Below are 15753 nucleotides of genomic sequence, written 5' to 3'. Positions count from 1 at the left end.
TTTTGGACGATAAATTTAACCTAATTCGATAATATCCGCTGCCCGTTAATGGCTTTGTTAATATACATTGACGCATATGCGATTTTCAACACAAGCAGATATCACCAAATTAGTAGTCAACAAAATTAACATTTTATATTTGCAAAACCGATTTTATTAAATTATCATTGCAGGGCAAAGGACAAAAAATATAACCGGCTGATGCCTGCTTTATATTTTTTCATCCCGCAACCAATTAATACAGTAAAAAACCTTTGATCATTATTTACAGGCAATCAATTTGGATGTGTTTATTTATATCCAACTGATGATACTGGCCCGGCATATCAATTACAAAATTGTGATTGATCGTTAAGGCCACGGCTAACGCTGAAAGCTTTGTAAATAAGTGCTCAAAAAAACAGATAAAACAAATAGATGCAAATTAACAACATTCAGTCGCGGTACGTGCTGACCGCCGACATAGGTGGTTCGCATATCACGGCGGGCCTTTATGATCAGAATAGTTCAACCTTGCTCAAACAAAGCATTTGCAGGGTGGAAGTTTACAGCAAAGGTTCGGCTGACGAAATTTTAACCGCGTGGAAAACTGCTTTTGAGCAGGTAGTTGAAAATAACCCAGGATTGCCCATATCTGGTTTAACCATTGCCATGCCCGGTCCGTTTGATTACGAGAATGGCATTTCATACATTAAAAACTTAGATAAATACGAATCTCTTTACGGCAGGAACGTCAAGGAGTATCTTGCTGAGATACTCAAACTCAAGCCCAACCAGGTTAAGTTCAGGAATGATGCCGAAGCAACCATAGCCGGAGAGGTTTACTGCGGTGCGGGCCAATTACATCAGCGTGTGTTAGGCATTACACTGGGAACCGGTTTTGGATCTGCGTACAGCAATAACAAGGTTACCCACGACATCAATCTGGGAGGCACACCTTACAAAAAAACCATAGCCGACGATTATTTTTCAACGCGCTGGTTCTTGAGACGCTATCATCAGGTTACAGGGCTATCCTTAACCAACGGTGTTGAGGAGCTTTTTGAAATGGCGTCCCAAAGTAGTAACGCCCGCGAAATATTTAAGGAGTTTGCCACTAATCTGAATCAATTTCTTGAAAGCCCGATTAAAGAACTCAAGCCGGAACTTTTGATTCTCTGCGGCAACATTTCCAAAGCATCCTCTTTTTTTCTGCCCTATCTCAAGTTAGGTGTGGCTATCAAAATTGCCCAACTTTATGAAGACGCACCGCTCATAGGTGCTGCCTCCATATTTCATGAACCATTGCCTGCAGGGCAAAACACTCTTTAAACCAATTATAGCCATATATGAAACAGCAAGCACCCTTTATAGAAAAGAAGTATCTGGTCAATTTTATTTTTGTAACCTCGTTATTTTTAATGTGGGGACTGTTACACTCCATGAGCGATGTGCTCAATAAATATTTTCAGGGCGCCCTGAATGTCTCAAAAGCTCAATCAGGACTTATCCAGCTTTCTGTTTTTGGTGCCTATTTTGTTATGAGCATACCGGCAGGCTATTTTTTAAAGAAATTTGGCTATAAACCAGGTGTACTACTGGGTTTGATATTGTTCGCCGCAGGCACTTTTTTGTTTGTACCGGCCGCAAACGCCAATTCTTTCGGTTTTTTCAGGATAGCGTTGTTTATTATGGGTTGTGGTATGGCTACACTCGAAACGGTAGCACATCCCTTTGCCGCAGCCCTGGGCGACCAGCGAAGCAGCGACCGCCGTATTAATTTTTCGCAGTCTTTCAATGCCTTAGGTGCTACAGCGGGGCCTTTTATTGCATCGTGGTTTCTATTCAGGATCACGGCCAGCAACTCTGCCGACCTCTCCTCTCTTAAATACCTCTACGTGAGCATCGGCTTAGTACTTACCCTGCTTATAGTGGCTTTTTTATTTTTAAAGGTGCCTGTTTTAAATGATCCGCATGTAGCGGCGGCCGAGGTTGACCCTGAGGTAGTTAATGTGGATATTGCTCCGGCAAAAAAATTATTCTGGCATAAGCACTTTGTCTGGGCCGTTGTAGCCCAATTTTTTAACGTAGCCGCGCAAGCTGGCACATGGGCCTTTTTTATTAATTACGGGCACGAGGTTATGGGTTTCAGTAACCTGTCGTCAGGCCGGTATATGAGTATATTTATGGCGATGATGATGTTGGGCCGCTTTACAGGCACTTACTTAATGAATTTTATAGCGCCCAATAAATTATTAGCTTGCTTTGCCGCCTGCAGTATTTTGATGTGCATCATAGTGGCGCAAAAGCTTGGGTGGACCTCTTACATCGCGCTGATGATGATCAATTTCTTTTTCAGTATTATGTTCCCTACCATTTTTAGTTTAGGGTTAAAAAACCTCGGAAGCCATACCCAACAAGCATCTTCATTTATATCTATGGGGGTTGTAGGCGGCGCTTTCTTTCCGTTGATTATGGGCCAGGTAGCTAATCATGATGTTGCTCAGGCCTATTATTTGCCTATCATCTGCTATGTTGTTATTCTGCTGTTCGGCCTTAAATTCTACAAGGTCCAACATTAGTTGATTTGTTTGGTTGTTATCAAAATAAAATAAACAAAAATAGATTTGCAAAACCGGTTTTATTAAATTATCATTGTGTATAATTACAAAACCGGTTTTGCTTTAAACTGGTTACCAATTGCCTAAATATTACTTTATGAAAAACCGACTACTTAAACTTACAGGAGTTTTAGCCTGTTTATTGATTTTTAATTTTTCAGTTGCACAACCCAGGCATCAAAAATTGCTTCCTGCATGGGCTTTCGGCGGTTTTATACGCCCCCAGAATGTAAATCCTATCATTTCGCCTGATTCCACCAAGAAATTCATGGATCCTATGTCGTCAAAAGCGGTGGGTTGGGAAGCGTACTATACCTTTAATCCGGCAGCTACAATCAAAAACGGTAAGATCGTTGTGCTTTACCGGTCTGAAGATAAAACGGGTGTTGAGATTGGTACGCGCACTTCGCGCATAGGTTATGCAGAAAGTAAGGATGGCCTTCACTTTGCCAGGAACGATAAACCCGTACTCTACCCTGCAAACGACAGCCAGAAAGAATTTGAATGGCCGGGAGGATGCGAAGACCCGCGGGTGGCTGTTACCGCCAATGGGGTTTACGTGATGTTTTATACACAATGGAATCGTAAAGTGCCACGCTTAGGGGTTGCCACTTCAAAAAATTTAACAACATGGGTTAAGCATGGCCCGATATTCAGAAAAGCTTACAACGGCAAATTCTTCAACATGGCGAGTAAATCGGCATCTATTTTAACTAAAATAGCGAACGATCACCAGGTGATAACCAAAATTAACGGGAAATACTGGATGTATTGGGGAGAGGAACATGTATATGCTGCAACTTCGCTTAACCTGGTTGACTGGACGCCCGTTGTAGACAATAAAGGTGAACTGAAGCAATTAATATCACCCCGAAAAAATTACTTTGACAGCGATCTTACCGAATGTGGCCCGCCTGCTATCATGACCAGCAAGGGCATTATTTTGTTTTATAACGGAAAAAATCATCCTAGTGAGGGCGGTGATAAACGATTTAACGGAAACTCCTACTGCGCGGGGCAAGTGTTATTTTCAAATACAAACCCAGCTAAAGCCATTGGCAGGCTAAATGTGCCTTTTTTGCGCCCTATGGAACCTTTTGAAAAAAGTGGACAATACGTTAACGGTACCGTGTTTATTGAAGGCTTAGTTTATTTTAAGAAAAAATGGTTTTTATATTATGGTTGTGCCGATTCAAAGGTGGGTGTAGCGGTATTTGACCCATCTAAGCCTGCCGACCCGGACCCTGTCCCAACACTTTAACCTAACACAATTGACATTGCGCATTTACAGAATCCCTTTCTATCATTGAGGATACAGGGATCTTTTTTGCCTAAATATCAAAAAAATAAACTATTTACTTAGAAAAACATTCAATAAGACACCGGATAAGTAAAATAGAAAGGGAATTATATGGACTAATCTACCTTAAAATAGAGCAGAGATAAACGCAAATCTCTTTAGTGCATCAAAAACTCAGGTGGCTGCCTCGCTGCAAAGCAGGCAAACCTAAGATATCATTAACCTTAATTAACAAAGCATGAAAAAAAGTAACAGTTACTCAAAAATATGTAGATATAAAAGCGGGGTACTTGCAAGCAGTAAACTTTCTGTCGGGATGATGCTGGCATTTACAGCCCTGCTTACAGCCGGTGCAGCAAACGCTAACGCCAATTTCCCGCCTAAAGCGAAAAACAGCTTTACCAGGAATGCCGGGCGATCGCCATCCGCACACATTGCCGCTGTATCAGATATCAGGGTAAAAGGAAAAATCTCAGACCTAAAGGGCGAGAGCCTGATTGGAGCCACCATCGGCATAAAGGGAGGTAAAAACCTTACCGTATCTGACGTTAACGGAAACTTTAGTGTATCGGTACCAGAGAACGCGATTTTGGTAATTTCTTACGTCGGCTTTGAAACTCAAGAAATTGCAATAGCTGGAAAAACTGAAATTAACGTTGTACTGAAAGAACAAGGAGGTAATTTAAATGAAGTAGTAGTAGTTGGATATACTACACAACGGAAGAAAGATTTAACGGGCGCCGTATCGTTAGTGAGCAGCAAAGATATCAACGGCTTACCAGTTGGCGGCGTTGATCAAATATTACAGGGTAAAGCGGCTGGCGTGGCTGTTACTCAAAACACCGGTGCCCCCGGCGATGGCATTAATATCAGGATACGTGGTGTAGGCACCATCAACAATAACGATCCGCTCTATATCGTGGATGGAGTACCAACAAAAGATGGTATCAATGAAATATCGCCAAACGATATAGAAAGTATTAATATTCTTAAAGACGCATCCTCTGCCGCTATTTACGGGGCAAGAGCATCTAATGGCGTTGTTATCGTTACTACAAAAAGAGGAGTATCCGGTAAGGCCAAGCTCAGTGTAAATGCTTATACGGGTGTACAAACGGCTACAAATCTGATCAAAATGGCTAACACGGCCCAGTATGTAAGTGCTTTTAACACCGCTGCCATCAACGATGGCAGGAATACCATATCCGATAGCCTTGCCCGAACATTATCTGACGTGAACTGGCTGAACGAAGTGTTAAGACCTGCACCGGTGAGCAATGCATCGTTATCTGTGAGCGGTGGTAATGAAAACTCGCAATACATTGTATCCGGCAACTATTTTAGCCAGGATGGATTGATCAAAAATTCGTCGTATAACAGATTTAACCTGCGCACCGCCGTAAGCAGCACGCTATCCAAATACCTTAAGATAGGTACCAACGTTAACCTGGCTTATTCCAAAACAAGAAAAGTGGGTACCTCTGGCGATGGTTACACCGGTGCTGCAGCCAGTATTGTACGATATGCATTATTCCGTACGCCTGGTACTCCGGTATACAATGCTAACGGGCAATTTGTCGACCTGCCGAAGCAGGACCCAAGTGTAAATGGCAATTTCCTGGGAGATGGCGTTAATCCGGTTGCAGCGGCAGATGCTTCAAATAACAATACCTATGGCTATACCGTATTAGGTGATGCCTACGTAGAAGTTAGCCCGGTAAAAGGTTTAAAAATTAAGTCGGACATTGGGCTGAACCTGATTTTAACAGATTACAAGCAATTTTTTGAAACATTTGGTATCGACCGCTTTTTTAATTCGCCAAGTTCGCTGGCGCAGTCACACTCCAACGAATTAAATTATAACTGGACCAACACAGCTACTTATGATCTAACTCTCGGAAAGAGCGTGTTTAACTTTTTAGCGGGTTCAGAATTGATTAAGCAGGATATACAGGCTTTATCAGCATCGCGTAATGGCTTTGTTAACCAGACACCAAATTTCCAATACCTTGATAACGGCGCTTCAGCCAGCCAGCAAAATGGAGGCAACGAGTCGCACTTTGCATTATCCTCATTGTTCGGAAGCATACATTACCAATTTAACAACAAGTATCTGGCAAGCGTGAGCTACCGTTATGACGGTTCTTCGCAGTTATCTCCATCATCACGCTACCAGGGTTTCGCATCAGGCTCCCTGGGGTGGCGCATTGACCAGGAAGATTTCATGAAGAATATCAAACCCATTTCTACGCTTAAACTGCGCGCAGGCCTGGGCCAGTTAGGTAACGAGCAAAGCATAGGTAACTACCCGTATGTATCGCTGTTAAGCGGAGGGTTTTACTATCCCTTTGGCGGCACATCTACCCAGGGTTACAGCATTACATCAAAAGGTAACCCCAATGTACGCTGGGAATCAAGCACACAGCAGGATGCGGGGTTAGATATAGGATTATTTGAAAATGCGATATTACTAAGTGCCGATTATTATGTTAAAAAAACATCAAATATGCTGCTGTTTTTACCATTGCCAACCAGCGGTGGTAACGGCGGAAACCCTGCAGTAAACGCAGGTAATGTAACAAACAAGGGTATTGAGCTCGAATTGAGCTATAAAAAAACCATCAATAACAATCTTACCTATAGCTTAACCGGCAATTTGGCTACGGTTAACAACAAGGTAACCGCCCTGGCAAATGGTACACCGATAGCCAATGGGCGTATAGATAATAATTACTATGCCACTTTAACAGCTGTTGGCCACCCTATCGGTTCGTTTTATTTATTGCAGCAAGAGGGTATTTTTCAAAACACGCAGCAAATATTTACACATGCTTACCAGGGGCCAGGTATCAGGCCCGGCGACGTGATGTATAAAGATGTAAACGGCGATGGTGTTATTGATGATAAAGACCGCAGCTTTGTGGGCAGCCCTATCCCCAAGTTTACTTATGGCTTAACAGGTAATGTACAATACAAAAATTTTGACCTGAGCATCTTCTTCCAGGGTGTTTCTGGCAACCAGATCTACAACCAGGTGCTTACAGATATTGAGGGCTTTTACCGCCCTTTCAATATTACAGAGCGCGTAGCAACCCAAAGCTGGAACGGCCCCGGCTCAAGCAATACCTTCCCGCTTTTATCGTGGACGGATGGCAATAACAACAAAATGCCCTCAACCCGTTTTTTAGAGAGCGGTTCGTATTTAAAGCTTAAAAACGTACAATTAGGTTATAAACTGAGCTCTAAAACCTTACAGCAACTTAAAATATCGTCGTTAAGAGTATTTGTGAGCGGGCAAAACCTGGCCACCTTTACCAAGTACACCGGGCTTGATCCTGAACAGTATAACAACAGCAATAACGGCAACAGCGTTACGGCTGTGGGTATAGACTGGGGGACATATCCGTCTGCCCGTACAATAACAGTGGGTGTTAACGCTAATTTTTAACCGAAAATTACAGAAAGATGAAAGCAAAAAATATTTATATCTGCATAACTGCATCGCTGTTGATCATGACTACCGGATGCAAGAAATTTTTAGATCAGCAGGTTTTGGGCCAATATCAGAACGATAATTTCTTCACGAATGATGCCAATGCCATACTTGCTGTAAATGCGGCCTATTCGCCTTTAACTTTTACAGATCCTTCTTCAAACGCCATCTGGGTGCTGGGCGATCTGGCATCTGATGATGCGATAAAGGGCAGTAGTGATGGCGACCAGTCGGATTTTTTGAGCATACAACAGTTTGTGATTAACCCTAACAACGCGGCAGTTGAGGCCGTATGGAAACGGTATTACGATGGAGTTTTTAAATGCAATGTAGTAACCGATGGTTTAACAGCCGGCAATACAGCGGTATCTGCTACCGTAAAAAGCGATGTAATAGGCCAGGCACAGTTTCTGCGGGCTTACTACTACTTTAACTTAACAGTGGCCTATGGCGATATTCCGCTGCATTTAAAGGTAGAAACACCCGAAGAACTGCAAAGCCCCGCCCTGCCACAAGCGCAAATTTACGCGCAGATAGAAAAGGATTGCACAGCAGCGGCAGCCGTTTTACCAACCACCCGGACCGGCGTGGATATTGGCCGCGCCACCAAGGGCGCAGCCCTGGCCTTATTAGCTAAAACATATCTGTTTGAGCAAAAGTGGGCGCTTGCAGCATCAACAGCGCAGGCGGTGGAAGCATTAGGCGTATACAGCCTGTTACCCACCTATGCCGATAATTTTAAAGCAGCAACCAAAAACAATGCAGAGGCAGTTTTTTCCATTTTGCATACATCTGGTTTGGTGCCATTCCAGGGTAATAACCTGAATGCCTGGTTTGCGCCAAGATCGTTAAACGGTTACGGCTTCTTTTTACCTACTCAAAATTTAGTGGCTAATTTTGAAACAGCACCCGGCGGCACCGTTGACCCGCGTTTAGACTATACAGTGGCACGCGCGGGCACCAATTATTTTGAAACCCCGTTTGACCCCAACTGGAGCAGCACGGGTTATGTTAGTAAAAAGCACGCCCAGCCCCTGTCCGAAATACCACTGACGACAAGGGGCGATGGCAATTTAAACTACCAGGCCATCAGGTTTGCCGAGGTGCTATTGATTGAGGCTGAAGCGCTAAACGAATCCGGTAATAGTTCAGCCGCCCTGGTTCCGCTTAACAAAGTAAGAAAAAGGGCCAGAGAAAGCTATTTACATGATAACAGTTTACCTGGCTTCGGCACCATTCCGGCAGGATTGTTACCCGATATAACCGTTACCGATGCAGCCACTTTGCGTGATATCATCCGCAGGGAAAGGCGTTCTGAACTGGCTCTTGAGTTTCACCGATTTTTTGATATTATCCGCTATGGATCGGCCTATGCCTCTAACGCGCTAAAAAACAAGCCGAACTTTAGCTATGCCGCTAACCAGTTTTTCCCGATACCGGCAAGTGAAAGGCAAACTAACTTTAAATTAGGTAAGTAATTAGTCCGTCTTAAAATTCGACAATGAAAAAGATAAAAAATCCGATCGTAGCAATGCTGGTGCTTGCCACCGTGTTGATGTTAACGCAAGCATGCAAAAAAAACAACAACAGCGCTGATTACAATTCAAATAAAACAACACTGAGTAAAGTGATTGATTCGTTAACCACTGTTTACGGCACGGCAACCGAGGGTAAACAGGCGGGCAACTATACTATAGGTTCAAAAGCGGCACTACAGGCAGCCCTGTCATTAGCAGCCAGCGTTAAATCCGGCTCGTTCACCCAACAGGAAGTTAACAATGCCGTTGCAAATTTAAGACGTGCAGGCGTGCAGTTTAGCGTCAACTTAATTCAAGAGATATCGGCCGCTAACCTGATTGCCTCCTGGAAATTCAATGGAGATGCAAAAGACGCATCTGGCAATGCACACGATGGCACATTAAAAACGGGCTGGGTTGGCGTGTACGGAGCACCTGCGGTTGACGGCGGCACCTTACCAGTTTTAGTAGCCGATCGTTTTGGCGTAGCCAACCAAGCCTACGATTTCAATAACGGAGCCTATATTGAGGTACCCTACCAGGCATCGTTACGCCCAAGCAGTTTTACCATTTGTGCATGGATAAAACCGCATGTTGCAAGTAATGGAAATTACATCTTCTCGTTAAACAGATGGCTCGGCTATAAATTTCAGCTACAAAGCGGCAACCTGCCTTTTTTAACCGTAATGACTACCACTGGTGATCATGACCAAGATTCTGGCGGGGCATCGGTACAACTTGATAAATGGAGCCAGGTGGTAGTTAGTTTCACCAATGGTACAGCAAAGTTTTACATTAACGGCAGCCTGGTTAAAACCGCCGCCATTACCGGAGACCCTACCTCGTTGACTTCGCCACCACCGGTTGCCATAGGTAATGAGCTGCCTAAATCAGCCTATAACTTTACAGATCCAAATAGCCCTAATGCTTATTACGGGGGTAACTACTTTATTGGATCAATGGACGACATTCACCTGTACAACAAAGTTTTAAGCGATAGCGAAGTTAAATCATTGTATACAATGGAACAACCTTAATATATTGCTGCCGTAAGTTGACATATAAACCCCTTATTTTGGCACCATGCCGAATTAAATAAAATAAGCCTTCGCGGCCCGTCCTTTAATCTTGATACAGCTGATTAATTGACGGGCCGTTGAAAAAGGCAATCTTTAAAGTGATTGTTTAACTAAGGTTAACCTTACATACAATACTGTTAAGCTCTCCCCCCTTCAGCAAGTCTTTTTCGATCAAGACTAATACAAACCGGCTTGGGTTTGAGATTGTCAGAAGACATTTGATCCTGGAAACCTATGGCTCTCGTTATCTTTGCTCTATGAAATAGCGGGATTTAGTTTAGATGGACAGCTTTTTGTGGAATCAATGGCCCAACCAACTGAAATCATAATTACCGGTTAACTAATTAGTCAATAAATTCAAGTCCTCCCGTCATGGTTTTGAGCCAATTGATCAGTGAATATTTTGATAACTTCCTCATAAGGATCAGGATAGCCCATAGCAATGGAGTCGATGGATATAGTTTGCAGATCCAGGGGATCATAACGCAAAGGTACCTCTGCACCAACATGCGCAATTTTGGCAGCTTTCTCGGCGCTGGATAAAGATATAGTTAGATTGGCCTGATAGGGCGCTGTAACATTTTGGGGCGTAACATTCAATAATAAATTCCACTTACTATATCCTCTATCAGCCAGTATCGGGTTAGCCAATGGTACACTACTGGCAGATAGTACGGTACCCATAGCTTTAGCCCCCACCTGTAACAGTTGCGGCCCAAGCACCAGCGGATCAACACGGTTGGCACCAGCAGCCAACGACTGCCCGCCTGTAAGTGCCGAAGGTGCCAGCGCCCTTATTTCTGGGTTCTGCGGATCATATAAAAAATATAACCTCGTGCCGATAGCCGGCGGATTGCCGTCAACAGGCTGCGTAATGGTTACCCGTTTAAGCGCTTCGCCAATATTGTCAATATCCATCGTGATCTGGCTATTTCGCCCGCCAGCAGGCATTACACTTACAATAGTGGCTACGCCTGGCTTGCCCCGCTCGCGCAATTCTGGAGATAAGGCCATGTACCCTTGCATTATATCGCTGCCCAGATCAACCGTTCCGGCAGTATTTCCAGCATCGTCAACCAATTTAGTTTGCATATTACCGCCAAATGGAGTTGAAGACAGTACAACATTGTCAGGATCTTTTTGATCGATCAGTACATAAACCTTGTCGCCCACACGCGGTATCGAACCAAGATCAATCAGTTGTTTAATTTCAACCTGGCGAGGCTGGCCGCCTATATTTTCTATTTGAAGCAGTAAACGCATTTCGGGCATTTGGTTTACTGTTACACCCGTTTGCGCTATGCTTTTTACATAAGCCACTGCCAGGTCGCCTTCCTTGGCCAAACGTTTTCGGTTTTCATTTTGCTTATATATCCCGCCAAAAATTTTATAAAAAACAAATCCTACTGCCAGGATGATGACAACAGGAATTAAGATTGATGCTTCCATATTTGTTTTAAATTGATAGTAGATGAACAAGTTACGCCCTCTACTGTTTAGTTTATTTGATTTAATCTATTTCATCTGTCATGAATTTCAAACTGCTCTTCCGGTTTTTCATTATTCCTGTAGCTGTGATGGGCGGCATCTATTATATTGCGCATCATTTTTTCCAGGGTTACAGCTACACCAAAGCACAGGCCGACGCCGTATTTTATAAGCACAATGGCCATACAGTAATGGCTACAATTATTAACCATTTTGGGGCTTATTCGGTGGTTAAATCCACAGTTTATGGTACAGACAGCTACTATGCCGAGGCTATGGATATGCACACCGCCAAGAAGCTTTGGAAGATAAAGCTTGACGCTAAGGGCAAAGACGGGAAAACATTTGGTTCGGCGTTGATGCTTGGCCAATCTGATAAATACCTTTTTATGTATTGCAACCAAGTGTATGTGGTTGATAAACTAACAGGAGACATTGTTGCGCAAAACGATTATTTTAAGGACATTGAGGCTATTTTACCCAACGAAGCAATTTTAGACTACACCGATCACTCAAAATACAAGTGGCATGACTCGACTAAAAGCTTGATGATCAACGGACTGGATGGCCAGGTATACAACATCAACAGCTCAACCTTGAAAACCGGCGTATATACAGCCAAACTACCCGATGATTTTTTTAAGTTGACCGACAAAATTGGTAAAGATTATAATGAACAGATCAGCAGTGTTTATGATGATGGCACAAGCTGCATTACATTGCTGGATAATAAGGATACCGCTAATCTGGCCCATAATCCTGACGCTTTTTTATGGCGGCCGACAAATCAATCGGTAAGGAGAGTATTATACACCTGTCCTTCTAATAATCCTTCTGCCCAATGGACGAAACTAAATCCAGGCGTTTTTATCAGTGGTGGCTTTTTAACAGATCCGGCTAAACTATTTGTACAACCCGATGACTCGCTAAAAAACAATAAAGCTTATCGTGACTTGCTTGCCCGTAACAACCAGATCAATAGCCCAATGCTATTGGGTAATAACGGCTACATCATTATGCATAAGCAAACAACTGAACTTTCTGCACCCGTAATACTTACTGCCGTATCCCCAAAGGGAAAAACCTTATGGAAAGTAAATACAACTTACTCGGACCTGTCCATTATGTTTAACGATAAACAGTCGAACGAACTTTACTTATGCGGACCAAAACCAACCGACGGTGATGAGGGCTTACGGGAAATACTCATCATCAATCTGAGTTCTGGTGCCAATAACAGAATAGTGATCGACTGATGATGCTAAACGGGGTGACCAAAAGATTTTTCCAAAAAAATTCTTTTGAAAACCTGAATTCGACAATAAACAAGCATAGTTTAGGCTTGAAAGAGGGCATTGGATGCTGTAAACCTACTACTTTCGTTATCTTTGCCCACAATTCAATATTTCCATACCGTGATCAATGTAAATAACATTTCCGTTTCATTTGGCGGAACCACTTTGTTTAGTGATGTAACTTTCTCGATAAACGAGAACGATAAGATAGCCCTGATGGGCAAAAATGGTGCAGGCAAATCCACCATCCTCAAAATCATTGCTGGCGAAGCCAAGCCAACAACCGGTAACGTGACCGGCCCTAAAGAAGCAGTAATCGCCTATCTGCCACAACATTTACTTACCCAGGATAAGGTTACCGTTTTTGAAGAAACCATGAAAGCTTTTGCAGAAGCGAACAAAATGCAAAAGGAACTTGATGAGGTAAATGAGCAACTGAATATTCGTACCGACTATGAAAGTGACGAGTATATGAAGCTCATCGAAAGGGTATCAGAACTCAGCGAGAAAGTTTACACGGTAGAAGAAACCAATTATGATGCTGAGGTGGAGAAGGTACTCAAAGGCCTTGGGTTTGAGCGTAAGGACTTCGGCCGCCAAACTTCTGAGTTTTCCGGTGGCTGGCGCATGCGTATCGAGCTTGCCAAAATTTTATTAAAGAAGCCAGACCTCATTTTATTGGATGAGCCCACCAACCACATGGATATTGAAAGTATACAGTGGCTGGAAGATTTCCTGATCAATTCGGCAAAGGCGGTAATGGTGATCTCGCACGATCGTGCTTTTGTAGATAACATTACCAACCGCACCATCGAAGTTACCATGGGCCGGATCTATGATTATAAAGCAAAATACAGTCATTATTTGCAATTACGTGCCGACCGCCGTGTGCACCAACTGAAAGCTTATGAAGAGCAACAGCGTTTCATTGCAGATAACCAGGAATTTATAGACCGTTTCAGGGGAACTTACTCCAAAACATTGCAGGTGCAATCTCGTGTAAAAATGCTGGAAAAGCTTGAAGTTATTGAAATTGACGAAGTAGATACTTCGGCATTACGGTTGAAATTCCCGCCTTCACCACGTTCCGGTCAATATCCGGTTATCGTTGAAGACCTGACCAAAACCTACGGCGATCACGTTGTTTTCAAGAATGCGTCTATGGTAATCGAGCGGGGAGAAAAGATAGCTTTTGTGGGTAAGAACGGTGAAGGTAAGTCTACCATGATTAAAGCCATCATGAACGAGATCGATTTTGAAGGAAGCCTAAAGGTAGGCCATAATGCTAAGATTGGCTACTTTGCCCAAAATCAGGCCGCATTACTTGACGAAAACTTAACGGTATTTGAAACCATTGATCAGATTCCATTAAGCGATGGCACAATTAAAATTAAAGATCTTTTAGGCGCATTCATGTTCAGCGGTGATGATACTACCAAAAAAGTAAAGGTACTTTCCGGAGGAGAAAAAACCCGCTTAGCCATGATCAAGTTGCTGTTAGAACCCGTAAATTTATTAATATTGGATGAGCCTACCAACCATTTGGATATGAAAACCAAAGACATTATCAAAGATGCTCTCCGGAATTTTGATGGCACTTTGATTCTCGTATCCCACGATCGTGATTTTTTGGATGGCCTGGCACAAAAAGTATTCGAGTTTGGTAATAAACGTGTACGCGAGCATTTTGAGGATATCAAAGGATTTTTAGCCTACAAAAAAATGGATAGCTTAAAAGAGATCGAACAAAGCTAAAAGCTGTTTTCGGATGCCACGTGCATAATAAAATCATCAAAAATTTCACGAAAAGGCCAGGCTGGTTTATAAAACGATACTTGATCAATCCAAATAATGGTTTCTATGTGCAGCTGCATAGAGGCTGGGACGCCGTATGCATTATAAAAACATGTAAGGTAACTTACGCTTGTACGACTAACCAGTGAAGTACAGTTATGACAACTTAGCTGGTTTGTAGTAGCCTGCTGATAATTGCACAACTAACATGATAAAAAAACAGTATTATCCTGTAAACTTACTACCTTGTATATTCTGATGAACAAATACAGGGTGTTATCATTTTCAAAAAAGCTTGGCTGATTTACCGTCTGTTCATTTTCCAGCCTTGCCGCAGGTTTAGCAAACACAATGATGTGATTGATAACCAAGCTCTTGAAATAAGTCAGAAATGTGAAGCAAAGCTCATTTAATGCCACTAATGTATAAACCATTGTCAGTGCCTTTAAAATAAGGCTCTTCAATAATTCCTGCTTTAGCCCATACAGATTAGTTTTTAAGACATTTACAAAATGGATAAATTGCTCGCCGAAATAAGGAGTTGCACCGTTTGCAGATCGTTCCTGCCCAATGTACCCAGACCCATCGTGCAGGCAAGCAGGACATCAAAAATAGTAATTGTTGGTCAGGCACCGGGGCAAAAAGTACAAAACAGCGGTATACCGTGGGACGATCTGAGCGGTAACGAACTCAGGCGCTGGTTAGGGGTAAGTAAAGAACAGTTTTACGATCCGGAATTATTCGCACTCTTGCCAATGGGATTTTGCTATCCCGGAAAGGGCACAACAGGTGATTTGCCGCCCCGGCCGGAGTGCGCCCCGCTTTGGCATAAACTTGTTTTTGACCAAACGACTGAGATAAGGTTAGTGATCTTAATAGGTCAGTATGCACATAATTATTATCTAAAAGATTCTCGAAAGGCCACGTTAACAGATACCGTAAAAAGTTTTAAAGACTATTTGCCACATTATTTGCCACTGGTACATCCTTCTCCCAGAAACAAAATATGGCAAATAAAAAACCCTTGGTTTGAAAGTGAGGTAGTGAAGGTTATCAGAGAAACAGTCCAAAAAAACCAGGTTTAACATCGCATGCAACAAGTTACGCCCGTTGTAAATTAAAGAGGTGGAGGTATTCAGATACCGTATTGTCCGCATAATATCCGGTTATTAATTATCGGTAATAAA

The 15753-nt window shown here is 42.8% G+C and carries 10 protein-coding genes; 9 read left to right on the top strand and 1 reads right to left on the bottom strand.

Going from position 1 to position 15753, the window contains the following annotated elements; genetic code table 11:
• Positions 1-417: 417 nt before the first annotated feature.
• From MUCPA_RS26935 to MUCPA_RS26910, 6 genes are all read left to right on the top strand, one after another.
• Positions 418-1311 (top strand): ROK family protein, encoded by an 894-nt coding sequence (locus tag MUCPA_RS26935; protein ID WP_008510753.1) that lies wholly within the window; start codon positions 418-420, stop codon positions 1309-1311.
• A gap of 17 nt (positions 1312-1328) precedes the next feature.
• A complete protein-coding gene (gene fucP, locus MUCPA_RS26930) occupies positions 1329-2561 on the top strand; it encodes an L-fucose:H+ symporter permease (RefSeq protein WP_008510751.1) in 1233 nt (410 codons plus the stop codon).
• A 136-nt stretch (positions 2562-2697) separates the two neighbouring features.
• Positions 2698-3861, top strand: coding sequence for a glycoside hydrolase family 130 protein (locus tag MUCPA_RS26925; RefSeq protein ID WP_008510749.1), 1164 nt, complete (start codon positions 2698-2700; stop codon positions 3859-3861).
• A 277-nt stretch (positions 3862-4138) separates the two neighbouring features.
• A complete protein-coding gene (locus MUCPA_RS26920) occupies positions 4139-7348 on the top strand; it encodes a SusC/RagA family TonB-linked outer membrane protein (RefSeq protein ID WP_008510746.1) in 3210 nt (1069 codons plus the stop codon).
• Positions 7349-7365: 17 nt separating this feature from the next.
• Positions 7366-8871 carry a RagB/SusD family nutrient uptake outer membrane protein gene (locus MUCPA_RS26915; protein ID WP_008510744.1) on the top strand — a complete coding sequence of 502 codons (1506 nt, stop codon included), beginning with the start codon at positions 7366-7368 and terminating at the stop codon, positions 8869-8871.
• A 23-nt stretch (positions 8872-8894) separates the two neighbouring features.
• Positions 8895-9947, top strand: coding sequence for a LamG domain-containing protein (locus MUCPA_RS26910; RefSeq protein WP_008510743.1), 1053 nt, complete (start codon positions 8895-8897; stop codon positions 9945-9947).
• Positions 9948-10346: 399 nt separating this feature from the next.
• On the opposite strand, the gene MUCPA_RS38555 is transcribed toward MUCPA_RS26910, so the two are convergent.
• Positions 10347-11438 carry a hypothetical protein gene (locus MUCPA_RS38555; protein ID WP_008510741.1) on the bottom strand — a complete coding sequence of 364 codons (1092 nt, stop codon included), beginning with the start codon at positions 11436-11438 and terminating at the stop codon, positions 10347-10349.
• A gap of 80 nt (positions 11439-11518) precedes the next feature.
• Between MUCPA_RS38555 and MUCPA_RS26900 the strand changes: the two genes are divergently transcribed.
• From MUCPA_RS26900 to MUCPA_RS26885, 3 genes are all read left to right on the top strand, one after another.
• Positions 11519-12733, top strand: a complete 1215-nt coding sequence (locus MUCPA_RS26900) for a PA2928 family protein (RefSeq protein ID WP_008510739.1) — start codon at positions 11519-11521, stop codon at positions 12731-12733.
• Positions 12734-12892: 159 nt separating this feature from the next.
• Complete coding sequence (locus tag MUCPA_RS26895) at positions 12893-14527, top strand: ABC-F family ATP-binding cassette domain-containing protein (RefSeq protein WP_040626497.1); 1635 nt, start codon at positions 12893-12895, stop codon at positions 14525-14527.
• A gap of 551 nt (positions 14528-15078) precedes the next feature.
• Entirely contained in the window at positions 15079-15651 is a 573-nt protein-coding gene (locus MUCPA_RS26885) for a uracil-DNA glycosylase family protein (protein ID WP_008510734.1), read from the top strand.
• Positions 15652-15753 lie beyond the last annotated feature (102 nt).

Origin of the sequence: Mucilaginibacter paludis DSM 18603 (assembly GCF_000166195.2) — a bacterium.
Classification (GTDB): domain Bacteria; phylum Bacteroidota; class Bacteroidia; order Sphingobacteriales; family Sphingobacteriaceae; genus Mucilaginibacter; species Mucilaginibacter paludis.
This window is presented reverse-complemented; position numbering and strand designations above follow the sequence as displayed.

Coding starts and splice junctions, on each gene's coding strand:
- MUCPA_RS26935 (WP_008510753.1), top strand. CDS start 418: ATGCAAATTAACAACATTCAGTCGCGGTACGTGCTGACCGCCGACATA.
- fucP (WP_008510751.1), top strand. CDS start 1,329: ATGAAACAGCAAGCACCCTTTATAGAAAAGAAGTATCTGGTCAATTTT.
- MUCPA_RS26925 (WP_008510749.1), top strand. CDS start 2,698: ATGAAAAACCGACTACTTAAACTTACAGGAGTTTTAGCCTGTTTATTG.
- MUCPA_RS26920 (WP_008510746.1), top strand. CDS start 4,139: ATGAAAAAAAGTAACAGTTACTCAAAAATATGTAGATATAAAAGCGGG.
- MUCPA_RS26915 (WP_008510744.1), top strand. CDS start 7,366: ATGAAAGCAAAAAATATTTATATCTGCATAACTGCATCGCTGTTGATC.
- MUCPA_RS26910 (WP_008510743.1), top strand. CDS start 8,895: ATGAAAAAGATAAAAAATCCGATCGTAGCAATGCTGGTGCTTGCCACC.
- MUCPA_RS38555 (WP_008510741.1), bottom strand. CDS start 11,438: ATGGAAGCATCAATCTTAATTCCTGTTGTCATCATCCTGGCAGTAGGA.
- MUCPA_RS26900 (WP_008510739.1), top strand. CDS start 11,519: ATGAATTTCAAACTGCTCTTCCGGTTTTTCATTATTCCTGTAGCTGTG.
- MUCPA_RS26885 (WP_008510734.1), top strand. CDS start 15,079: ATGGATAAATTGCTCGCCGAAATAAGGAGTTGCACCGTTTGCAGATCG.